Below are 21230 nucleotides of genomic sequence, written 5' to 3'. Positions count from 1 at the left end.
ATCCGACTCCCCCACTGACTCCGCCAGGACGTCACGATGAATCGAGTGCTCTACCCCGGTACCTTCGACCCGATCACCAAGGGTCACGGCGATCTGATCGACCGCGCCTCGCGACTGTTCGATACGGTGATCATCGCGGTTGCTGCCAGCCCGAAGAAGAATCCGCTGTTCTCCCTGGAGCAACGGGTAGAACTGGCCCGCGAGGTCACCAAGCACCTGCCGAACGTCGAGGTGGTGGGCTTTTCCACCCTGCTCGCGCACTTCGCCAAGGAACAGAACGCCAACGTGTTCCTGCGCGGCCTGCGCGCGGTGTCCGACTTCGAATACGAATTCCAACTGGCCAACATGAACCGCCAATTGGTGCCGGACGTGGAGAGCATGTTCCTCACTCCGTCGGAAAAGTACTCCTTCATCTCCTCGACCCTGGTGCGCGAAATCGCCGCGCTGGGCGGCGATATCAGCAAGTTCGTCCATCCGGCGGTGGCCGAAGCACTGGCCCAGCGCTTCAAGCGCTAAGGGCAGGACATCCGCCCGGCGTGCAAGCCGGGCGTCGATGCGGCACAATTCATATATTGTGTTCTGAATGTCGCGGCATCGCGCCACGACAGGAGTTGCCTGTTCATGTCCCTGAAAATCACCGACGACTGCATCAACTGCGACGTCTGCGAACCCGAGTGCCCCAATGGCGCGATCTCCCAGGGCGAGGAGATCTACGTGATCGACCCCAACCTGTGCACCGAATGCGTCGGCCACTACGACGAGCCGCAGTGCCAGCAGGTCTGCCCGGTCGACTGCATCCCGCTGGATGACGCCCACGTGGAAAGCAAGGACGAGCTGATGCAGAAGTACCTGAAACTCACCGGCAAGGCCTGAGCCCAGGACTGACGCCGATGGTTCCCACGCTCCAGCGTGGGAACCTCTGCAGGGACGCTCCGCGTCCCTATCCCGCACGGTAAGGACGCAGAGCGTCCTGGCTGCATTCCCACGCAAAGCCTGGGAACGATCAAAACGTAACGATCCGCCCACGGCCCCCATCGGCCATACTGCACCGATCGCCCCTGGTCCGGACCGACGATGAAACGACTTTCCCTGCTATTCCTCCTGCTGCTGGTCACCTGCAGCGCCTGGGCCGCCGAGGCGCCGGGCAAGGCCGCGGTGGCCAGCGCCCATCCGGCCGCCACGGTGGCCGGCCTGGAAACCCTCAGCGCCGGCGGCAACGCCTTCGATGCCGCGGTAGCGATCAGCGCCGCACTGGCCGTCGCCGAGCCCTACGCGTCCGGCCTCGGCGGCGGTGGTTTCTTCCTGTTGCGCCAGGCCGGCGAGCCGCCGACCTACCGCTTTATCGATGCCCGCGAGCGCGCGCCGCTGGCGGCCAGGGCCGATCTCTATCGGCGCGGCGGCAAGCCCGACCCGCGGCTGTCGCTGGATGGCCCCCTCGCCGCCGCCATCCCCGGTCTGCCGGCGGGGCTGGTGCATCTGGCCTCGCGCTACGGCCGCCTGCCGCTGGCCGACAGCCTGACCCCGGCGATCCGCCTGGCGCGCGACGGCGTGTCAGTCGATCGGATCTACCGCGAGCGGGCGCTGGGGCGGCTGGCCGCGCTGCGCGATGATGCCGAGAGCGCGCGCCTGTTCCTCGACCAGGGCGAAGTGCCGGAACAATGGGGCCTGCTGCGCCAGCCGCAATTGGCCAACACCCTCGAGCGCCTGGCGCGCTACGGCAGTAGCGGCTTCTACGGAGGCGAGACCGCGGAGAAACTGGTCAGCGCCGTGCACGCCGGTGGCGGCATCTGGACCCTGCGCGACCTCGCCGACTACCAGGTGGTGGAACGCGCGCCGCTGCGCTTCGCCCTCCAGGACGGCCGCGAGCTGATCAGCGCGCCGCCGCCCTCGGCCGGTGGCGTGGCCCTGGCGCAGAGCCTGGCGATCCTCCAGCAGCTGCCCTGGCGCGGCGCCGAGCCGGTGCAGCGCAGCCATTACGTGATCGAGGCGCTGCGCCGCGCCTATCGCGACCGTGGCCTGCTCGGCGATCCGGACTTCGTCGCCAGCCCGCTCAAGCAGCTGCTCAATCCGGCCTATCTGCAGGGCCTGGCCAAGGGCATCGACCCGCAGCGCGCCACCCCCAGCAGCGTGCTGCCGCCGGCGCCGGCCTGGCGCGAAGGCCAGCACACCACGCACTTCGTCGTCCTCGACCGCGCCGGCAACGCGGTGGCCGCCACCCTGTCGATCAACCTGCCGTTCGGCGCCGCCTTCACCGCGCCCGGTACCGGCGTGCTGCTCAACAACGAGATGGACGACTTCGCCGCCGACCCGCAGGGCAGCAACGCCTACGGCCTGGCCGGCAGCCCGGCGAACACCATCGCCGGCGGCAAGCGCCCGCTGTCGAGCATGAGCCCGAGCTTCATCGAGAGCGCCGAGCAGTTCGCCGCCTTCGGCACCCCCGGCGGCAGCCGGATTCCCAGCATGGTATTGCTGGCGATGCTCGACTACCTGGACGGCAAACCGGTGGCCAACTGGCCGGCGCTGTCGCGCTATCACCATCAATACCTGCCGGACGTGCTGCAATATGAACCTGGCACCTTCAGCCCGGCCCAGGCCCAGGCGTTGCAAGGCCGCGGCTACCGGCTGGAAAAGCTCGAGCGCCGCTACGGCGATCAACAGGTGCTGTTGTGGGACAAGCGCGCGGCCCGCGTCGAACCCGCCAGCGACCCGCGCGGCATCGGCGCAGCGGCCCTGCTTCCCGAACAGGCGCCGGCAGCACGCTGAGCGCCCCGGCGCGGGCAAATCGCGCGCAATAAAAAGCCCCGGGGGCACCCGGGGCTCGTAGAACCTAACGCGGCGTTCTAGCGCTGGTAATAGTCCTGCTTGTTGTAACCACTGATGGTGCAACCCAGGCAGCGGACGAAGGCTTCCCGACCGGGTTGGCCGATCAGCGCGTCCGCCGACGCCTCGACGTTACCACCCAGCGCGCTGAACGGCAGGCCGACGATGAACACCGCGGCGCCGATCAGGGTGGCACCGATCAGCAGCGGACGGGCGATCAGCAGGTCGCCGACCATGGCATAGCCCGGCGGCGCATCGGCGGTGTAGAGCGGGTCACCGCTGACATTCTGGCGCATGACCTCCTGCGCCTGGGCCGGCAGCGCCAGCAGGCCAGTGGTCAGAGCCAGGACAACGGCGGTTGCGCGGAACAGGTTCATGGCGGTGGTCCTTCAACTGATGTTATGAGGGCAGTGCCAGTAACTATAACAGTGCCCTGGCAGATGTCAGCGTGATGGCCTTCAATCGCCGAAGAAGGCGTAGTGCGGTTTTTTCGTCTGGTATTCCCGATAGAACCCCAGCATCTGCCGCAAGTCGGCGGCCTCGTCGCCGCTCGGGGTGAGCGCCGCGCCGAACACGATGCGCCGCGTGCGGTAATCCAGGGCCGCCGGCACCACCGGCACGCCGGCGTCGCGGGCGATATGGTAGAAACCCATTTTCCAGCGTTCGACCTTCTTGCGCGTGCCCTCCGGGGAGATCACCAGCATGAACTCGCGCTCCTCGCGAAAGCGCTGCGCCGCCTGCTCGACCATGTTCAACGGCGATGCCGCTGCAGCAGATTGGCGAACGGCCAACGGAACAGCGAGTGCCTGGCGAACCAGCGGCGTTCAGGCGCAGGACGAATTTGACCGCGAGAAACAGCACGAAGTCCCAGTTCGAGCGGTGGGGCGCGCCGATGATCACGAACTTGTCGAGCTTCGGCAGCGCGCCCTCGAAGCGCCAACCCATGAGTTGCAACAAACTGCGTCCGAACCACTCGGCAAAGGGTTGGCGGGCAGATAATTACCGGACATCTGAGCCTCGGTGTTGGTGAATAGCGAAAATCCCAGCGGCCTGACTGACCGCCAGGTTGAACGATACGACTGGGATTGAAGCCGATGCGCCGGGCGCTAGCGTTGGCAGCGCGGACAATACACGCTGGCGCGCTGACCTAACTTGATCTCGCGCAGGGTGCTGCCGCAGACCTGGCAGAACTCGCCGCCGCGCCCGTAGACGAACAGCTCCTGCTGGAAATAACCGGGCCGACCATCGCCGCCGACGAAGTCGCGCAGGGTGGTGCCGCCGCATTCGATGGCCTGCGCGAGGATGCGCTTGATCTCCTGCGCCAGGCGCACATAGCGCGCCCGCGAGATCGAGCCGGCGGCACGGCGCGGGTCGATGCCGGCGGCGAACAGCGCCTCGCTGGCGTAGATGTTGCCGACCCCGACCACCACCGCGTTGTCCATGATGAACGGCTTGACCGCCATGCTCTTGCCGCGCGCCAGCTGGTACAGGCGCTCGCCGTCGAACAACTCGGTCAGCGGCTCCGGCCCCAGCCTGCGCAGCAACTCATGGTTGAGCGGGTCGTCGCTCCACAGCAGCGCGCCGAAGCGCCGCGGGTCGGTGTAGCGCAGCGCCAGGCCGGACTCCAGTTCGATATCCACGTGCTCGTGCTTGGCCGCCGGCAGACCCTGCTCGATCAGGCGCAGGCTGCCGGACATGCCCAGATGGCTGATCAGGGTGCCGACCTCGGCGCCGATCAGCAGGTACTTGGCGCGCCGCTCGACACTGACGATGCACTGACCGGACAGGCGCACGTCGAGGTCCTCGGGGACCGGCCAGCGCAGCCGGCGTTCGCGCACGATCACGCGGCTGACGCGCCGGCCCTTGAGGTAGGGCTCGATGCCGCGGCGGGTGGTTTCGACTTCAGGCAGTTCAGGCATGGTTCAGCTTCAATGGCAGCGGGCGCTCAATAGCGGCCCAGTTCGCGGATGCTTTCCTTGAGGTTATCGAAGTCGTACCCGGAGAGGCCGACATATTCCAGTACCGGCGCGCGGATCGCCGCCCACTCGAGGTCGACCTCCTGGTCGCCGAGCACCCGGTACGACTCGCAGATATGCTCGGCCATCTTGAGGATCGCCAAGAGGTTCTTCAGCTGCACGTCGCGCCCGGAGTCGTCGCTGAACAGCGACAGGCAGTTGTGGTGGCTGGCGATCGCCTCGCACAGGTGCTGCGGCAGGTTCCACGACCTGGCGGTGAAGTAGCCGACCACCGCATGGTTGGTGTTGAGCAGGCGGTTCTCGGTGTCGACGATGCGCCGCTCGCCACTGGCGCTGGCGTAGGACTCCTCGAGCACCGCCATGTAATTGGGGAAGCGCTTGAGCATCAGCGGGATGCCGCAGTTGTGGAACAGGCCGAGGGTGTAGGCCTCGTCCACCGCTTCGCAGCCGATGCGTTTGGCCAGGGTCAGGCAGGTCATCGCCACGTCCTGGGCGTTGTCCCAGAAGCGGTTGAGGGTGACGATGGTCTCGTCGTTCATCTCGCCCTTGATCGACAGCGCATTGATCATGTTGATCACCGAGCGGCTGCCGAGCAGGTTGACCGCACGCTGGATCGAGCTGATCTTGTTGGCCAAGCCGAAATACGGCGAGTTGACGATCTTCAGCAAGGCCCCGGACAGCCCAGGATCCTGGCCGATCAGGCGGGCGATGGTCTTCAGGTCGGGATTGGGCATGACCTGCTCCATCTGCAGGTCGACCATGATCTGCGGCTGCGGCGGCACGCTGATGCCCTGCAGCACCTGCTGAATCTGTTCGGCGGAAATTTCTCGGTTCATAACGACTGCTCGACGATACGCGCGCAGTCTAGCAACTGTGCGCCAGCTCACACATGGCCAATCGCGCCAGCCATGTACCCGGGATGAGCGCTGTGTCGGCGCCGGGGCGCGGAAGTTGAGGCCGCGGCCCGCGCGGCGACAGCCGAGCGGGGCCCCGGAGCACGCGGCGCTTGGGCTATAATCGCGCTCTTTTTTCCGGAGTCCCGTCCCATGTCGCTGCCCAGCCTGCGCCTCAAAGCCAATGCCGACCGCCGCCTGCGCGCCGGCCATCTGTGGGTCTACAGCAACGAGATCGACGTCGCCGCCACCCCGCTGGCAGCCTTCCAGGCCGGCGACCAGGCGATCCTCGAAGCCGCGGGCGGCAAGCCGCTGGGCATCGTCGGCATCAGCCCGAACAACCTGATCTGCGCCCGCCTGCTGTCGCGCGACCTCAAGCACGAGTTCGACAAATCGCTGTTGGTGCACCGGATCAACGTCGCCCTCAGCCTGCGCGAGCGCCTGTTCGAGCAGCCCTGCTACCGCCTGGTATTCGGCGATTCCGACCTGTTGCCGGGGCTGGTGGTCGACCGCTTCTTCGACATCCTCGTGGTCCAGCTGGCCACCGCGACCATGGAACGCCACAAGGACGAGGTGCTCGCCGCCCTGGTGCAGGTGCTCAAACCGCGCGGCATCCTGCTCAAAAACGACTCCGCGGCGCGTGACGCCGAAGGCCTCGAGCGTTACGTGGAAACCGCCTTCGGCCTGGTGCCGGAGTGGGTGGCGCTGGAGGAGAACGGCGTCAAGTTCGAGGCGCCAGTGATCGAAGGCCAGAAGACCGGCTGGTTCTACGACCACCGCATGAACCGCGCGCGCCTGGCGCCCTACGTCAAGGGCAAGCGCGTGCTCGACCTGTTCAGCTACATCGGCGGCTGGGGCGTGCAGGCCGCGGCGTTCGGCGCCACTGAGGTGATGTGCGTGGACGGCTCGGCCTTTGCCCTCGATGGCGTCGAGCGCAACGCCGCGCTCAACGGCGTGGCGGAAAAGCTCAGCTGCGTGGAAGGCGACGTGTTCGAGGCGCTGAAGGAACTCAAGGCCGCCGAGGAACGTTTCGACGTGGTGATCGCCGACCCACCCGCCTTTATCAAGCGCAAGAAGGACCTGAAAAACGGCGAGGCCGCCTACCGCCGCCTCAACGAACAGGCCATGCGCCTGCTCAACAAGGACGGCATCCTGGTCAGCGCCTCCTGCTCCATGCACCTGCCGGAAGACGACCTGCAGAACCTCGTGCTCGGCAGCGCCCGCCACCTGGACCGCAACATCCAGCTGCTCGAACGCGGCGCCCAGGGCCCGGACCACCCGGTGCATCCGGCGATCGCCGAGACCCGTTACATCAAGAGCCTGACCTTCCGCCTGCTGCCCAACGCCTAAGAACCTGTTTACGATCTCGCGAGCTAGAGTCAAACAAGGCGAAAACGGCTGAGGAAGCGGAGTTTACGTGTTGTAAATGAGCATTCCGAAGCCGTTTTCAACGTAGTTTGACCGACGCGCAGCAGATCGTAGACAGGTTCTAAGGCGGCTGGCTCGGCAGCGCGCACCGCAGGTTTTGGTGTTGAGCGTAGCGATAGCCAACACGTGGCAAATCGATGGGTATCACTGCGTTCAACCCATCCTACGGACTGTTCGCTACGCGCCCTACCTCGCTGGATCGACGGCGCGCCCGAACGCGCCGAACCACCCGGCCGTAGAGGGATGGCGCTTTTTACATCCACCAGCGCTGCGCACGGGCGTTCCCAGCCCGACCGCCAGCCTTTCCCCGCCCGCCCTGCGCGGCGTAGAATCAGGCCATCCCTCGCCAAACATCCTCCGGCGGGCTTATGAGCCTGGGCCTTGCGGGCGGTAACCCCGTCTCGCCATGCAGCCCTCACGCAGCGCGCGGTAATCGGCCGCGCCAGGATGCTCGCGACACCCCATAACCGCTACCTGATTAGCCGCAGGACACCGAACATGCCTGACTATCGCTCGAAAACCTCCACCCACGGCCGCAACATGGCCGGCGCCCGCGCCCTGTGGCGCGCCACCGGGATGAAGGACGAAGACTTCAAGAAGCCGATCATCGCCATCGCCAACTCCTTCACCCAGTTCGTGCCCGGCCACGTGCACCTGAAGGACCTCGGCCAGCTGGTCGCCCGCGAGATCGAGAAGCACGGCGGCGTGGCCAAGGAATTCAACACCATCGCGGTCGACGACGGCATCGCCATGGGCCACGACGGCATGCTCTATTCGCTGCCGAGCCGCGAGATCATCGCCGACTCGGTGGAGTACATGGTCAACGCCCACTGCGCCGACGCCATCGTGTGCATCTCCAACTGCGACAAGATCACCCCCGGCATGCTGATGGCCGCGCTGCGCCTGAACATCCCGGTGGTGTTTGTCTCCGGCGGGCCGATGGAAGCCGGCAAGACCAAACTGGCCAGCCACGGCCTGGATCTGGTCGACGCCATGGTGGCCGCCGCCGACGATTCCTGCTCGGACGAGACGGTCGAGGAATACGAGCGCAGCGCCTGCCCGACCTGCGGCTCCTGCTCCGGGATGTTCACCGCCAACTCGATGAACTGCCTGATGGAAGCCCTCGGCCTGGCGCTGCCGGGCAACGGTTCGACACTGGCCACCCACAGCGACCGCGAGCAGCTGTTCCTGCGCGCCGGGCGCCTGGCCGTCGAGCTGTGCCAGCGTTACTACGGCGAGAACGACGAGTCGGTTCTGCCGCGCAACGTCGCCAGTTTCAAGGCGTTCGAGAACGCCATGACCCTGGACATCGCCATGGGCGGCTCGACCAACACCATCCTGCACCTGCTGGCCGCCGCTCAAGAAGGCGAAGTGGCCTTCGACCTGCGCGACATCGATCGCCTGTCGCGCAAAGTGCCGCAGCTGTGCAAAGTGGCGCCGAACATCCAGAAGTACCACATGGAAGACGTACACCGCGCCGGCGGGATCTTCTCGATCCTCGGCGAACTGGCGCGCGGCGGGCTGCTGCATACCGACGTGCCGACCATTCACAGCCCGTCGATGCTTGATGCCATCGCCCAGTGGGACATCACCCAGACCCAAGACGAAGCCGTGCACACCTTCTTCAAGGCCGGCCCGGCCGGTATCCCAACCCAGACGGCGTTCAGCCAGTCGACCCGTTGGGACACCGTCGACGACGACCGCGCCGAAGGCTGCATCCGCAGTGTCGCCAACGCCTACTCGCAGGAAGGCGGCCTGGCCGTGCTGTACGGCAACATCGCCCTCGACGGTTGCGTGGTGAAAACCGCTGGCGTCGACGAGTCGATCCACGTGTTCAAAGGCAAAGCGAAGATCTTCGAGAGCCAGGACAGCGCGGTGCGCGGCATCCTCGCCGACGAAGTGAAGGCTGGCGACATCGTGATCATCCGCTACGAAGGCCCGAAAGGCGGCCCGGGCATGCAGGAAATGCTCTATCCGACCAGCTACCTGAAATCCAAAGGCTTGGGTAAGGACTGCGCCCTGCTCACCGACGGCCGCTTCTCCGGCGGTACCTCGGGCCTGTCGATCGGCCACGCCTCGCCGGAAGCCGCCGCCGGCGGCGCCATCGGCCTGGTGCGCGACGGCGACAAGGTGCTGATCGACATCCCCAATCGCTCGATCAACCTGTTGGTCAGCGACGACGAGCTGGCCGCGCGCCGCGTCGAACAGGACCAGAAAGGCTGGAAGCCGGTCGAAGCCCGTCCGCGCAAAGTCACCACCGCGCTGAAGGCCTACGCCCTGCTGGCCACCAGCGCCGACAAGGGCGCGGTGCGCGACAAGGCGCTGCTCGGCGACTGAGCCGCTGAGCGTTGTTGAAAGCCCGGCCCAGCGCCGGGCTTTTGCTTTCTGCCGACCGCGAATGCGATGGGTAGCGCTACGCTCAACCCATCCTACAGACCTGGCTTTTCTCCCCTCGCCCGCCCTTCTTTTATGGAGAGGGGGAGAGGGAGAGGGAAAACCGGCAACTCGGCCAACTTCCTAACTCTCGCCCCAGACCTGTAGCCCGGATCGCCAGCAAGCTGGCTCCTCCATACCAGGCTCGTCGAAGGAATGAATTATGAAAATCGGCCTGATCTCCGACACCCACGGTCTGCTGCGTCCTGAGGCGCTGGCGGCGCTGGCCGGCTGCGCGCGGCTGATCCACGCCGGCGATATCGGCAAGCCGGAGATTCTCGCGGCGCTGGCTGAACTCGCCCCGCTGCAGGCGGTGCGCGGCAATAACGACCGCGAGGCCTGGGCCGCCAGCCTGCCGCATAGCCTGGAGCTGGAACTGCAAGGCGTGCGCCTGTTCGTCGTCCACGACGCGGCGCATCTGCCGGCGGATCTGGCCGCACGCGGCTTCCGCGTAGCCATCTGCGGGCATTCGCACCAGCCGCTGATCGAAGAGCGGGACGGCCTGCTGCGGATCAATCCCGGCAGCGCCGGGCCGCGACGCTTCCGGCTGCCCATCGCGGTGGCCCTGCTGCATATCGACCAGGGCCAGGCGCGTGGCGAGCTGGTCGAGCTGTGTACCGCGCCGGCTGGGTGAAGCGCGCCGCCGTCCGCCAGCTGCCCGTCCGCGCCCCGGCAGCACCGCACCATTCGTCGCCTGCCGCGCCGGCGCTTCCCGAGCGCTATAACGTGTCCCGCTAGAACTCCGTGCATTCCCTGCCGAATCGACGAAATTTTCCCCAGATCGCCGCCAGAAAAAATGTATACAAAACTATGGTCAAACCTGTGACAAATTGTCTACATTGCTTCGCACAAGAACAACAGCGAGTAGAGCAACCATGACCACCTCTCCTGCTAGAACGTCCCCGGAGCAACGCCCCGAAGACGAAAACCTCGGCATCGGCGCCAACCTCGCCTATGGCCTGCAGCACGTGTTGACTATGTACGGCGGCATCGTCGCGGTGCCGCTGATCATCGGCCAGGCCGCCGGGCTGTCGCCGGCGGACATCGGCCTGCTGATCGCCGCCTCGCTGTTCGCCGGTGGCCTCGCCACCCTGCTGCAGACCCTCGGCCTGCCGTTCTTCGGCTGCCAGCTGCCGCTGGTGCAGGGCGTGTCCTTCGCCGGCGTGGCGACCATGATCGCGATCATCGGCAGCAACGGCGCCGGCGGCATCCCCGTGGTGCTCGGTGCGGTGATCGCCGCCTCGATCATCGGCCTGCTGATCACCCCGATATTCTCGCGGATCACCAAGTTCTTCCCGCCCCTGGTCACCGGCATCGTCATCACCACCATCGGCCTGACCCTGATGCCGGTCGCCGCGCGCTGGGCGATGGGCGGCAACAGCCAGTCGCCGGACTTCGGCAGCGTGGCCAACATCGGCCTGGCCGCCGTCACCCTCGGTTTCGTGCTGCTGCTCAGCAAGCTCGGCAGCGCCAGCATCTCGCGCCTGTCAATCCTCCTGGCCATGGTCATCGGCACCCTGGTCGCGGTGTTCTGCGGCATGGCCGACTTCTCCAAGGTCCTCGACGGCCCGCTGGTGGCAATGCCCAGCCCGCTGCATTTCGGCATGCCGGAGTTCCACATCGCGGCGATCCTGTCGATGCTGATCGTGATCATCGTCACCCTGGTGGAAACCTCGGCGGACATCCTCGCGGTCGGCGAGATCATCGGCACCAAGGTCGACTCCAAGCGCCTCGGCAACGGCCTGCGCGCCGACATGATCTCCAGCTCGCTGGCGCCGATCTTCGGCTCGTTCACCCAGAGCGCGTTCGCCCAGAACGTCGGCCTAGTCGCCGTCACCGGCATCAAGAGCCGCTACGTGGTGGCCTTCGCCGGGTTGATCCTGGTGACTCTCGGCCTGCTGCCGGTGATGGGCCGACTGATCGCCGCGGTACCCACCTCGGTACTCGGCGGCGCCGGCGTGGTGCTGTTCGGCACCGTGGCGGCCAGCGGCATCCGCACCCTGGCGCAGGTCGACTACCGCAACAACATGAACCTGATCATCGTCGCCACCTCGATCGGCTTCGGCATGATCCCGATCGCCGCGCCGACCTTCTACCACCACTTCCCGGCCTGGTTCGAGACCATCTTCCACTCGGGCATCAGCTCGGCGGCGATCATGGCCATCGCCCTGAACCTGCTGTTCAACCACTTCAAGGCCGGCAACTCGGACCAGCAGTCGGTGTTCGTCGCCGCCAGCGAGCGCACCCTGCACTACCAGGACATCGCCGCGCTGAACGACGGCGACTACTTCCGCGACGGCAAACTGTATGACTCCGAGGGCAACGAGGTGCAGATCCTCGGCACCGACGACCACGGCGTGCCACCGCCCCGGCACAGCGCCTCGGCGGTCGCCAGCACACACTAGCGGTAGAAAAACGAAAAGGCCGGCAGCGATGCCGGCCTTTTTCTATTGTCGCTCCCCCACCTCGAAGTCCCGCTGGATGGGTCGAGGAGCGTAGCGACAATACCCAGCACACCGCCGCCGATGGGTATCGCTTCGCTCAACCCATCCTACGTCCTGATTGAACTAGCCACACAGGCCGCTAGGGTCTGTTGACGTTTCGTCACGGCCGCGACGGAGCCTGTTTTTGCGCGGGGCTAGGCGCGAGACGCGAAGTTTGGTCGTTCCAAATGAGCGTCGAGCAACGACGCGCCGCACAAAAATAGGCCCGTCCCTGCGGGTTGCGCGGCAAATGGCGCCATGCGTCGTTGCGGGACTTGGCAAGGGAACGACCATTCCCGGCGTCCCGCGCCTAGCCTGGCGCCATTTGGCGCGGCAACGCGGTTCGCGACGAAACGTCAACAGACCCTAGACACGCTCCCACACCTCGAAGGCATAGGCCGGCGTCCCCTCGCCGGCTGCGTGCTCGATGCTCGAGGCCAGGTGCCAGTCGGCCGCCGGCACCTCGGGAAACCAGGCGTCGCCCTCCGGGCTCAGGCCGACCCGGGTCAGATACAGGCGCCGGGCCAGCGGCAAGGCCTCGGCGTACAGCTGCGCGCCGCCGATCAGCATCAGTTCCTCGGCATCTTCCTCGCGCGCCCAGGTGTCGGCGCGTTGCAGCGCCGCCTCCAGGCTCGGGAACACTTCGGCGCCTTGCAGCCGCAGGCCCGGCTGGCGGCTGACCACCAGGTTGAGGCGGCCCGGCAGCGGGCGGCCGAGCGAGTCCCAGGTCTTGCGGCCCATGATGATCGGCTTGCCGAGGGTCAGCGCCTTGAAGTGCTTGAGGTCGGCCGGCAGGTGCCAGGGCAGGCGGTTGTCGATGCCGATCACGCGGTTCGCGGCCAGCGCGGCGATCAGCGCCAGCGGCAGGCGGGAGGGGGCTTCAGCCATGGGTACTCCGGAGGTTCAACAAGCAGGACCGGCGCAGCATACCAGCCGCGCCGGCGCTTCACAGCGGGTTGGCGCGCCTGACGCGGGAGCCCCTGTGGACATGCCCGAGCTGCTTGCGCAGCCATTTCTCGCTGCATAGCCCGCGGCATGGCACCATTCCGATGAGCGGGTATCCTTGGGTTACCTACGCTCACCTCTAGGAATTGCGCCACCATCAGGGAACGTCCGCTATGGCCAACTTGCTCCCCTCACTGAACAGCTGCCTGCCGCGCATGACCGCCGGGGAAAAACGTCTGGCCCGAGCTCTGGAAAGCCTGCTCGAAGATGACTACATGTGCTGGTACGACGTGCCGGTCGGACCGCGCAATCTGCACCCGGATTTCGTGATTCTTAACCCGCGCCGGGGGCTGCTGATCCTTGAGGTCAAGGACTGGAAGCTGGAGAGCATCCAGCAACTGACTCGCCAAGAAGCGGTATTGCTGACCTCGAGCGGACCCAAACGCACCGGCAATCCGCTCGAACAAGCCCGCCAGTACGCCCATGTACTGGCCGGGCTGCTGCGGCGTGATCCGGCGCTGGTGCAACAGCAAGGGGACTACCAAGGCAATCTGCGCTTCGCCTGGGGCTACGGCCTGGTGTTGGGCAATATCACCCGCAAGCAGTTCGAGAGCACCGACTTGCACGAAGTGCTCAACCCCAGCCAGGTCATCTGCGCGGACGAACTGTCCCCGCAGCAGGACGCCGAAACCTTCCAGCAGCGCTTGTGGCAGATGTTCACCGTGCGCTTCACCTGTCTGTTAAGCGCGCCGGAAATCGAACGCATCCGTTGGCACCTGTTCCCCGAGCTGCGCCTGCAAGGCGCCCAGGCTTCGCTGTTCGCCGAGTCGGACAGCCCGGAACAAATACTCGCTGCCATCCCCGACCTGATTCGGGTGATGGATCTGCAACAAGAGCAGGTCGCCCGCAATCTCGGCGACGGCCACCGGGTCATCCATGGCGTGGCGGGTTCGGGCAAGACCATGATTCTCGGTTACCGCTGCTTGCACCTGGCCCGCACCCAGAACAAACCCATCCTGGTGCTGTGCTTTAACAAGGCCTTGGCAGCGAAGCTGCAACACATGATGGCCAGCCACGGTGTCACCGACAAAGTCAGCGTGCAGCACTTTCATGGCTGGTGTGGAGAGCAACTGCGGCTGTATCAGGTCACGCCCCCCGGCTATGGTCCGAGCTACCTGAAGTCATTGGTCGATGCGGTCATGCAGGGGTTGGAACACGGGCAGATTCCCCGCAACCAGTACGGCGCAGTGCTGATCGACGAAGGCCATGACTTCGAGCCAGACTGGTTCCGCCTGATTGTCGGCATGGTCGACCCGCAAACCAACTCGCTGCTGGTGCTCTATGACGATGCCCAAGCGCTGTATGGCAATCGCCGGCAGTTCAGCTTTTCCAGCGTCGGCATTCAAGCCCGCGGGCGGACCACCATCCTGCGCCTGAACTATCGCAACACCGCCGAAGTGCTGCGCCTGGCCATGGACTTCGCACGCGAATGGTTGGCCCCCCAGGATGCCGAAGAAGATGGCGTGCCCCTGGTGCCGCCGGAAAGCATCGGCCGCCACGGCGAGCCGCCACGCTGGGAAGAATGTGACAACGACGCCGAGGAACTGCAACGCATCATCCAGTTCTTATCCACGCGTCATGGGCAACTCGGCGACTGGAGCCAATTGGCCGTGTTAGGGCGTACCAACGACGACAACGTCAGCATCGTCCGCGCTCTGCAGCAAGCCGGAATCCCGGTCGAGCAAGTCAATAGCAAAGGTAATAACACCGCACTCGATCCTGGCGCCGACTCGGTCAAGGTCGTCACCCTGCACAGCAGTAAGGGGCTCGAATTCGATAGTGTCGCCATTCCCTTCATCGGCCGCCTGCCCCACGCCAAGGCCAAATCGGTGGCGGATGAAGCCCGCCTGCTGTACGTGGGCATGACCCGCGCGACCGATCATTTGCTGCTCACTGCGAGCCAGTCATCGCCTTTCACCCAGCGTTTGCGCGAAGTCGCGACAGGCGTCACGCAGCGCTCATGACTACCCTCGAACGCCTGTGGCTGTGCGAAGCCATCCGCCTGCGCGAAGAACATGCCGGCCCGCTGGAAGACGGCGAAGCCAACCGCCGCGCCGTGGCCGCCGGTGGCGCGCTCGGCCAGCGCATCCAGGCCCGTGCCGGCTTTCTCGCCGCGCGCGATGGCCAGCTCGAAGCCCTGCAGCACTGGCGCCAGGGTGCGCGCCTGGCGCTGCTGGCCCTGCTGGTCCTCGCCCTGCTCAGCGGCGCCGGCCTCGGTTTCGCCGCGCTGGGCGACGGCCAGCGCCCGGTCAACGTGTTCTGGGCCCTCGGCAGCCTGCTCGGCCTGCACCTGCTGACCCTGCTCGGCTGGGCCCTGGGCCTGGCCTTCGCCGGCGACAGCGGCGGCGCCCTCGGCCGCCTGTGGCTGTGGCTGAGCGGCAAGCTGGCGCGCGATGCCCAGGTCGCGCAACTGGCGCCGGCGCTGCTGCTGGTGCTGCAACGCCAGCGCCTCGGCCGCTGGGCGCTCGGCAGCCTGGTCCACGGTCTGTGGCTGGTGGCCCTGCTCGGCGCCCTGCTGATCCTCCTGGCACTGCTCGCCACCCGCCGCTACGGCTTCGTCTGGGAAACCACCATCCTCGGCGACGAGCTGTTCGTCGCCCTCACCCAGGGCCTCGGCGCGCTGCCGGCGTTGCTCGGCTTCGCCGTGCCCGCGCCGGAAACCATCCGCGCCAGCGGCGCCGCCGCCCTCGCCGAGCCCGGCGCGCGGCAGGCCTGGTCGAGCTGGCTGCTCGGCGTGCTGCTGGTCTACGGCCTGTTGCCGCGCCTGTTGCTGGGCGCCTTTTGTGCCGTCCGCTGGTATGCCGGCCGGGCCCGCCTGGGCCTCGACCTCGGCCTGCCCGGCTACCAGCTGCTGCGCGAACGCCTGCTGCCGTCCAGCGAACGCCTCGGCGTGCTCGATCCGGCGCCGGCGCCCCTGGCTGGCGGGCCAGCCGCCAGGTTGGCGACGGACAGCGACGGCGCCCTGCTGGTGGCCGTCGAACTGGATGAACGCCGCGCCTGGCCGCCCAAGCTGCCGGCCGGGGTCGCCGACGCTGGCGTGCTCGACAGCCGCGAGCAACGCCAGCACCTGCTCGAGCAACTCAGCCGCTTCCCGCCGGCACGCCTGGCGATCGCCTGCGACCCGCGCCGCTCGCCGGATCGCGGCACCCTGGCGCTGCTCGGCGAGCTGGCCCGCAGCGCCGCCAGCACACGGGTCTGGCTGCTCGCCCCGCCGCCCGGCGAAGCGCTGGACAGCGAACGCCTGGGCGACTGGCACGCGGCGCTGGAGCAGTTGCAGCTGGTGCATGCCGACAGCGCGCCGTTGCGCTGGCTGGAGACGGGGCATGACTAGCGCACTGCTTGCCCTTTTCCGGGCTACCAGTCCGAAGACCGGACTGCCTGTCGCCCTCGCCCGTCAATGGGAGAGGGGGCTGTCCGTGCCCGGCCAGTCGGGCGCGCGTCACCCCTCGCCCGTTTACGGGAGAGGGGCCGGGGGAGAGGGCCGCCCATGAGCAAGCCGCTGAAGCTCGCCGTGGTCGGCCACACCAACGTCGGCAAGACCTCGCTGCTGCGCACCCTGACCCGCGACGTCGGCTTCGGCGAGGTGTCGCACCGGCCCAGCACCACCCGCCACGTCGAGGGCGCGCGCCTGTCGGTGGCCGGCGAGGCGCTGCTGGAGCTGTACGACACCCCCGGCCTAGAAGACGCCATCGCCCTGCTCGCCTACCTCGAGCGCCTCGACCGGCCGGGCGAACGTCTGGACGGCCCGGCGCGGCTGGCGCGCTTTCTCGACGGCAGCGAGGCGCGCCAGCGCTTCGAACAGGAGGCCAAGGTGCTGCGCCAGTTGCTCGCCTCGGACGCCGGCCTGTACGTGATCGACGCCCGCGAGCCGGTGCTGGCCAAGTACCGCGACGAACTGGCGGTGCTGGCCGGCTGCGGCAAGCCGCTGCTGCCGGTGCTCAATTTCGTCCACAGCGAACAGCAGCGCGAGAGCGACTGGCGTCAAGCGCTGGCCCGCCTGGGCCTGCACGCACTGGTGCGCTTCGACACCGTGGCGCCGCCGCTGGACGGCGAACGGCGCCTGTACGAGAGCCTGGCGCTGCTGCTGGAGCCGGCACGGGCGCCGCTGGAACGACTGATCGCCGATCACGAGGCACAGGTCCTGGCCCGGCGGGACAGCGGCGCCCGGCTGGTCGCCGAGCTGCTAGTCGATGCCGCCGCCTGCCGGCGCAGCGTCGCCGCCCAGCCAGCGTTGGAACAGGACGCACTGCATGACCTGCACCAGGGTATCCGTCAGCGCGAACAGCAGTGCGTGGAGGCGCTGCTGCGCCTGTACGCCTTCCGCGAGGACGATGCCCACGCCGGCGAGCTACCGCTGCTGGACGGCCGCTGGGGCGACGACCTGTTCAACCCGGAAACCCTCAAGCAACTGGGCCTGCAGCTCGGCGGCGGGATCGCCGCCGGCGCGGCGGCCGGCGCCGGGGTCGACCTGCTGGTCGGCGGCGTCACCCTCGGCGCCGCCGCGCTGCTCGGCGCCATTGCCGGCGGCGGCGCGCAGACCGCCCGCCACTACGGCCAGCGCCTGCTCGGCAAGCTCAAGGGCCGGCGCGAGCTGAGCGTCGACGACGCCGTGCTGCGCCTGCTCGCGCTGCGTCAGCAGCAGCTGTTGCAAGCCCTGGAAGCCCGCGGGCATGCCGCGCAGGAGGCGATCAAGCTGAGCGCGCCGCAGGAGTCGAGCTGGCGCAGCGGCAAGCTGCCGGAGGCGCTGGGCAAGGCGCGCGCGCACCCCCAGTGGTCGGCGCTCAACCCCGGTGCGCGCCTGGAGCAGGCCGAACGCCAGGAGCAGATCGCCGCGCTGGCGCAGCGCCTGCTGCAAGCCTAGGGCGGGTGGCAAGCTGCCCAGCGCGCCGCAGGGTCGGCGTGCGCGGAGGCCGGAAGCGCCCCGCTGGGTTACCCCGCTGCGCGGCTAACCCAGCCTCCCAAAGCACCTAGGTCTTGCGGGTGACGCACACAACGGAGATGCGAAGCCGCCTTAGAGGTGGCGACCCCAGCCATGCACCTCAACTCCGCTTGAGCAAGCGCAGCGCCATGGCCTGCAGCGCGGCGAGATCGAGCGGCGGCACACCGGTCAGTTTGGCCTGTTCGTCCCAGCCGCGCAGGCGCAGGCTGGCGGCGAACAGCGGGTCGCGCTCGAAGGCCGCCGCCTCGTCCGCGCTCATCACCCCGCCCTGGTAACCGAGGGTGCAGATGCTCGCCTCGCTCAAGCGGGCGAAATAGGCCGGCTCCTTGAAGCACAGGTAACGCTTGGCCTGCACATGGTTTTCCACCAGCCGCGCCAGGCGTTCGCCGAAGCCCAGCGCGCGCAGGTAATCGGCGCCGAGCTTTTCGTGGCTGCGCACGCCGTAGCCGCCCATGTCGTTGGCCGCGGTGCGCAGGCCGCAGAGATGGCCGAGGTCATGGAAGAAGGCGGCCAACACCAGCTCGTCGTCGGCGCCCTCGGCCAGCGCCAGTTGCGCGGCCTGGGACATGTGTTCGAGTTGCGACACCGGCTCGCCGATGTAGTCGGCGCTGCCGTGTTGTGCGTAGAGGGCGAAAAGCTCGGCGAGGCGTGGTTCGGCACTGGACATGGCGGTATTTCCGAGGTTCGACAGGTAGGTTGGGGGGAGCGCAGCGATAGCCCAAAAAGCGCCCCACGGCGACTCGCCGCGTGGCCGGGGAGCGCCGCCGGTGGGTTACACCGCGGCGCGGCTAAGCCAGCCTACAAAAAAGCGTCTAGGCAGGCCAATCACCCTCACCGAGCAGCGCGGCGACAGTGCGCTCGCCGAGCGCCGGACCGACGCTCATGCCGACGCCGCTGCGCATCAGCACGGCGGTGACGCCGGGCGCCGCGCGCACGACGGAGAACGGCTCGGCGCCGCGCGCGCCATACACACCCTGCCAGCGCTCGAGCACCTTCAGCGGGGTGGCCAGGGTGTGTTCGGCCAGGCCGAGCATCAGCTCGTCGACCTCCTCGGCATTGAACGGCGCGGCATCGCTGCCGTAATGATGCGAATCACCGACGATCAGCTCGCCATGCGGGGTCGGGCTGACCAGCAGATGGATGCCGTGCGCTTCCAGCTCCGGCCGCTGGCGGCGGATCTCCGCCTGCACCGCCGCCGCCTCCGGCAGGTCGGCGAAGGCGCCGTAGTGCACGCAACTGAGGCCGGTGAGCACGGCGTGGCGCAGGCCGAAGTCGGCCGGCGGGCGCACGCGCAGCATCTGCAGGCGGCACACCTGCGGCTGCAGTGCGGCGAAATGGTCAGCCAGCAGGGTCTGGTAGTCGTGGCCGGAGCAAACCAGGATCTGCCGCGCCGTGCAGCGCCCGGCGGTGGTCTGCAGCAGGCCCGGCTCGACCTCGCGGACCAGGGTGGAGAAGTGGAACGCGACGCCGAGGTCGCGGCGCAGATGCTCGATCAGCGCCGGGATCGCCTCGCGCGAATACAGCTGCTGGTCGTCCAGGCCGTGCAGGGCGGCGCGGTGGTGACGGAAACGGCCGGCGTACAGGGCGGCCAGCGGCGCGCCGCGCAGAAGTTCGGCGCGGTAGCCGTGTTCGACGGCGCGGCCGGCGCAGAAGGCCTCGAGCAGCGCCTCCTCGGCTTGCGTGCGGGCGAACAGCAGCACGCCGTTGCGCAGCAGCGAAAAATTCGCAGCAGCTGCCCAGCCGCCCCAGATCGCGCGGCTGGCGCGGGCCAGGTCGAGCATCGGGCCGGGCGGCTGGCCGCTGACCAGGGCCTGGCCGAAGTTGCGGATCGAGGCGCCGAGCGGCGTGCCGCTGCGCTCGTAGACCCGCACGCGCAGGCCGCGGCGGGCGGCGGCATGGGCGTGGGACAGACCGAGGATGCCGGCGCCGACTATGGCGATGTCGCAGTCGTGTTGGGTCATGGAGAATTCCTTGGAATCTTGGGCAAGCTCGCCCCCGCCCCTCTCCCAAGGAGCGAGGGCGTTGGTGCAGGCTACGGGCTTGAAAGAGGGTGCTCGCGGGTTTTCCCTCTCCCCCGGCCCCTCTCCCATAAATGGGCGAGGGGAGCTCATACGCCAGCTCCGCGCAGTGGGCGGGCACGGAGCGCTCTTATCCCCTCTCCCGTTTACGGGAGAGGGTTAGGGAGAGGGCGCTTTTCTTACTGCACCACCGGCTCGGACTTGCCGTCGTAGCGCTTGCGCCACTCGGCGAGGATGCTGTCGCGGTTCTTCGAGGCCCAGGCGAAGTCGTTCTTGATCAGGCGCTGCTCGTAGTCGGCCGGCAGTTCCTGGAAGCGCTCGGCGATGCCCGGCTGGGCGAGCACGGCGAAGTTGGCCTTGTACAGGTCCATGGCCTCGCGGCTGGCGGAGAAGTCGGCGAGCTTCTGCGCCGCCGCCTGATGCTCGGTGCCCTTGATGATGCCGGTGGCCTCGATTTCCCAGCCCAAGCCTTCCTTGGGCAGCACCACGTCCAGCGGCGCGCCCTTGCGCTTGAGCTGCACGGCCGGGTATTCGAAGGAGATGCCGATCGGGAACTCGCCGGCGGCGGCCAGCTTGCACGGCTTGGAGCCGGAATGGGTGTACTGGCCGATGTTGGCGTGCAGCTTGTCCATGTAGGCCCAGCCCTGGGCCTCGCCGAAGGTCTGCAGCCAGGCGCTGACATCGAGGTAGCCGGTGCCCGAGGACGCCGGGTTGGGCATGACGATCTTGCCCTGGTACACCGGGTTGGTCAGGTCTTCCCACTTGGTCGGCTTGGGCAGGCCCTGCTTCTCGGCTTCCACCGTGTTGAAGCAGATGGTCGCCGCCCACACGTCCATGCCGACCCAGGCCGGCGGGTTGGCGGCGTCGCGGTAGTTGGCGCCGATCTGGCCGAGGTTGGCCGGGGCGTAGGGCTGCAGCATGCCCTGCTGGTCGAGGATGGCCAGGCTGGAGCCGGCCAGGCCCCACACCGCGTCGGCCTGCGGGCGCTCCTTCTCGGCCAGCAGCTTGGCGGTGATGATGCCGGTGGAGTCGCGCACCCACTTGATCTCGATGTCCGGGTGCCGCTTCTCGAAGGCTTCCTTGTAGGCCTTGAGTTGCTCGACCTCGAGGGCGGTGTACACGGTCAGCTCGGTGGCGGCGCTGGCCTGCAGGCTGATGCCGGCAAGCAGGGCGGCGGCGACGGCGGTGCGTTTGAACATGCGGAGCTCCTAGACGGTGTTGGTTTGGCAGGGTGG

At 67.6% G+C, this 21230-nt stretch carries 17 protein-coding genes and 1 pseudogene; 10 read left to right on the top strand and 8 right to left on the bottom strand.

Features of this window, described 5'->3' with window-relative positions:
• Nucleotides 1–36 precede the first annotated feature (36 nt).
• From coaD to ggt, 3 genes are all read left to right on the top strand, one after another.
• Nucleotides 37–516, top strand: coding sequence for a pantetheine-phosphate adenylyltransferase (gene coaD / locus D3880_RS01280; RefSeq protein ID WP_119891734.1), 480 nt, complete (start codon nucleotides 37–39; stop codon nucleotides 514–516).
• Nucleotides 517–621: 105 nt separating this feature from the next.
• Complete coding sequence (locus tag D3880_RS01275) at nucleotides 622–873, top strand: YfhL family 4Fe-4S dicluster ferredoxin (RefSeq protein WP_089390982.1); 252 nt, start codon at nucleotides 622–624, stop codon at nucleotides 871–873.
• A gap of 201 nt (nucleotides 874–1074) precedes the next feature.
• Nucleotides 1075–2763 (top strand): gamma-glutamyltransferase, encoded by a 1689-nt coding sequence (gene ggt / locus D3880_RS01270; RefSeq protein ID WP_119891733.1) that lies wholly within the window; start codon nucleotides 1075–1077, stop codon nucleotides 2761–2763.
• Between the two features lie 77 nt (nucleotides 2764–2840).
• On the opposite strand, the gene D3880_RS01265 is transcribed toward ggt, so the two are convergent.
• The 4 genes and pseudogenes from D3880_RS01265 to D3880_RS01250 all read right to left on the bottom strand — a co-directional run bounded on the left by D3880_RS01265 (nucleotide 2841) and on the right by D3880_RS01250 (nucleotide 5578).
• Complete coding sequence (locus D3880_RS01265; protein ID WP_119891732.1) at nucleotides 2841–3197, bottom strand: multidrug transporter; 357 nt, start codon at nucleotides 3195–3197, stop codon at nucleotides 2841–2843.
• A gap of 81 nt (nucleotides 3198–3278) precedes the next feature.
• Nucleotides 3279–3830: pseudogene (locus D3880_RS01260) on the bottom strand (1-acyl-sn-glycerol-3-phosphate acyltransferase).
• Between the two features lie 96 nt (nucleotides 3831–3926).
• Nucleotides 3927–4739, bottom strand: a complete 813-nt coding sequence (gene mutM, locus D3880_RS01255; RefSeq protein ID WP_119891731.1) for a bifunctional DNA-formamidopyrimidine glycosylase/DNA-(apurinic or apyrimidinic site) lyase — start codon at nucleotides 4737–4739, stop codon at nucleotides 3927–3929.
• Between the two features lie 26 nt (nucleotides 4740–4765).
• On the bottom strand, nucleotides 4766–5578 hold the full coding sequence (locus tag D3880_RS01250; protein ID WP_162935037.1) for an HDOD domain-containing protein: 813 nt from the start codon (nucleotides 5576–5578) through the stop codon (nucleotides 4766–4768).
• Nucleotides 5579–5842: 264 nt separating this feature from the next.
• Here D3880_RS01250 and D3880_RS01245 point away from each other — a divergent pair, with 264 nt between their 5' ends.
• The 4 genes from D3880_RS01245 (at nucleotide 5843) to D3880_RS01230 (ending at nucleotide 11955) form a co-directional block, all read left to right on the top strand.
• Nucleotides 5843–7039: a class I SAM-dependent rRNA methyltransferase gene (locus D3880_RS01245; RefSeq protein ID WP_119891729.1), complete on the top strand. Its 1197-nt coding sequence runs from the start codon at nucleotides 5843–5845 to the stop codon at nucleotides 7037–7039.
• A gap of 576 nt (nucleotides 7040–7615) precedes the next feature.
• The gene (ilvD, locus tag D3880_RS01240) at nucleotides 7616–9454 is read left to right on the top strand and encodes a dihydroxy-acid dehydratase (RefSeq protein WP_119891728.1); all 1839 of its coding nucleotides are present in this window, start codon (nucleotides 7616–7618) and stop codon (nucleotides 9452–9454) included.
• A 259-nt stretch (nucleotides 9455–9713) separates the two neighbouring features.
• Nucleotides 9714–10184 carry a metallophosphoesterase family protein gene (locus D3880_RS01235; RefSeq protein ID WP_119891727.1) on the top strand — a complete coding sequence of 157 codons (471 nt, stop codon included), beginning with the start codon at nucleotides 9714–9716 and terminating at the stop codon, nucleotides 10182–10184.
• 241 nt (nucleotides 10185–10425) lie between these two features.
• Nucleotides 10426–11955, top strand: a complete 1530-nt coding sequence (locus D3880_RS01230) for a nucleobase:cation symporter-2 family protein (RefSeq protein WP_119891726.1) — start codon at nucleotides 10426–10428, stop codon at nucleotides 11953–11955.
• A 444-nt stretch (nucleotides 11956–12399) separates the two neighbouring features.
• Here the strand turns inward: D3880_RS01230 and D3880_RS01225 are convergent, their stop codons facing one another.
• On the bottom strand, nucleotides 12400–12921 hold the full coding sequence (locus D3880_RS01225) for a dihydrofolate reductase (protein WP_119891725.1): 522 nt from the start codon (nucleotides 12919–12921) through the stop codon (nucleotides 12400–12402).
• A gap of 230 nt (nucleotides 12922–13151) precedes the next feature.
• On the opposite strand from D3880_RS01225, the gene D3880_RS01220 reads away from it, so the two are divergent.
• From D3880_RS01220 to D3880_RS01210, 3 genes are all read left to right on the top strand, one after another.
• Nucleotides 13152–15002, top strand: a complete 1851-nt coding sequence (locus tag D3880_RS01220; RefSeq protein ID WP_218567589.1) for a 3'-5' exonuclease — start codon at nucleotides 13152–13154, stop codon at nucleotides 15000–15002.
• Complete coding sequence (locus tag D3880_RS01215; protein WP_119891724.1) at nucleotides 14999–16369, top strand: DUF2868 domain-containing protein; 1371 nt, start codon at nucleotides 14999–15001, stop codon at nucleotides 16367–16369. The genes D3880_RS01220 and D3880_RS01215 overlap by 4 nt, the downstream gene beginning before the upstream one ends.
• A 156-nt stretch (nucleotides 16370–16525) precedes the next feature.
• Nucleotides 16526–17899: a DUF3482 domain-containing protein gene (locus D3880_RS01210; RefSeq protein ID WP_119891723.1), complete on the top strand. Its 1374-nt coding sequence runs from the start codon at nucleotides 16526–16528 to the stop codon at nucleotides 17897–17899.
• Between the two features lie 178 nt (nucleotides 17900–18077).
• Here the strand turns inward: D3880_RS01210 and D3880_RS01205 are convergent, their stop codons facing one another.
• The 3 genes from D3880_RS01205 to D3880_RS01195 all read right to left on the bottom strand — a co-directional run bounded on the left by D3880_RS01205 (nucleotide 18078) and on the right by D3880_RS01195 (nucleotide 21194).
• Nucleotides 18078–18644, bottom strand: coding sequence for a phosphonate degradation HD-domain oxygenase (locus D3880_RS01205; RefSeq protein ID WP_119891722.1), 567 nt, complete (start codon nucleotides 18642–18644; stop codon nucleotides 18078–18080).
• A gap of 145 nt (nucleotides 18645–18789) precedes the next feature.
• A complete protein-coding gene (locus D3880_RS01200) occupies nucleotides 18790–19938 on the bottom strand; it encodes a TIGR03364 family FAD-dependent oxidoreductase (protein WP_119891721.1) in 1149 nt (382 codons plus the stop codon).
• A gap of 236 nt (nucleotides 19939–20174) precedes the next feature.
• Nucleotides 20175–21194, bottom strand: a complete 1020-nt coding sequence (locus D3880_RS01195; RefSeq protein WP_119891720.1) for a putative 2-aminoethylphosphonate ABC transporter substrate-binding protein — start codon at nucleotides 21192–21194, stop codon at nucleotides 20175–20177.
• Between the last annotated feature and the right edge of the window lie 36 nt (nucleotides 21195–21230).

It is taken from the genome of Pseudomonas cavernae (assembly GCF_003595175.1).
GTDB classification, from domain to species: Bacteria; Pseudomonadota; Gammaproteobacteria; order Pseudomonadales; family Pseudomonadaceae; genus Aquipseudomonas; species Aquipseudomonas cavernae.
Note: the sequence above shows the minus strand (reverse complement) of the source record. Positions and strands in the feature narration are given on the sequence as shown.

Excerpts from the sequence above, each read along its gene's own strand:
- coaD (WP_119891734.1), top strand. The coding sequence starts at position 37 with ATGAATCGAGTGCTCTACCCCGGTACCTTCGACCCGATCACCAAGGGT.
- D3880_RS01275 (WP_089390982.1), top strand. The coding sequence starts at position 622 with ATGTCCCTGAAAATCACCGACGACTGCATCAACTGCGACGTCTGCGAA.
- ggt (WP_119891733.1), top strand. The coding sequence starts at position 1,075 with ATGAAACGACTTTCCCTGCTATTCCTCCTGCTGCTGGTCACCTGCAGC.
- D3880_RS01265 (WP_119891732.1), bottom strand. The coding sequence starts at position 3,197 with ATGAACCTGTTCCGCGCAACCGCCGTTGTCCTGGCTCTGACCACTGGC.
- mutM (WP_119891731.1), bottom strand. The coding sequence starts at position 4,739 with ATGCCTGAACTGCCTGAAGTCGAAACCACCCGCCGCGGCATCGAGCCC.
- D3880_RS01245 (WP_119891729.1), top strand. The coding sequence starts at position 5,843 with ATGTCGCTGCCCAGCCTGCGCCTCAAAGCCAATGCCGACCGCCGCCTG.
- ilvD (WP_119891728.1), top strand. The coding sequence starts at position 7,616 with ATGCCTGACTATCGCTCGAAAACCTCCACCCACGGCCGCAACATGGCC.
- D3880_RS01235 (WP_119891727.1), top strand. The coding sequence starts at position 9,714 with ATGAAAATCGGCCTGATCTCCGACACCCACGGTCTGCTGCGTCCTGAG.
- D3880_RS01230 (WP_119891726.1), top strand. The coding sequence starts at position 10,426 with ATGACCACCTCTCCTGCTAGAACGTCCCCGGAGCAACGCCCCGAAGAC.
- D3880_RS01225 (WP_119891725.1), bottom strand. The coding sequence starts at position 12,921 with ATGGCTGAAGCCCCCTCCCGCCTGCCGCTGGCGCTGATCGCCGCGCTG.
- D3880_RS01220 (WP_218567589.1), top strand. The coding sequence starts at position 13,152 with ATGGCCAACTTGCTCCCCTCACTGAACAGCTGCCTGCCGCGCATGACC.
- D3880_RS01215 (WP_119891724.1), top strand. The coding sequence starts at position 14,999 with ATGACTACCCTCGAACGCCTGTGGCTGTGCGAAGCCATCCGCCTGCGC.
- D3880_RS01210 (WP_119891723.1), top strand. The coding sequence starts at position 16,526 with ATGAGCAAGCCGCTGAAGCTCGCCGTGGTCGGCCACACCAACGTCGGC.
- D3880_RS01205 (WP_119891722.1), bottom strand. The coding sequence starts at position 18,644 with ATGTCCAGTGCCGAACCACGCCTCGCCGAGCTTTTCGCCCTCTACGCA.
- D3880_RS01200 (WP_119891721.1), bottom strand. The coding sequence starts at position 19,938 with ATGACCCAACACGACTGCGACATCGCCATAGTCGGCGCCGGCATCCTC.
- D3880_RS01195 (WP_119891720.1), bottom strand. The coding sequence starts at position 21,194 with ATGTTCAAACGCACCGCCGTCGCCGCCGCCCTGCTTGCCGGCATCAGC.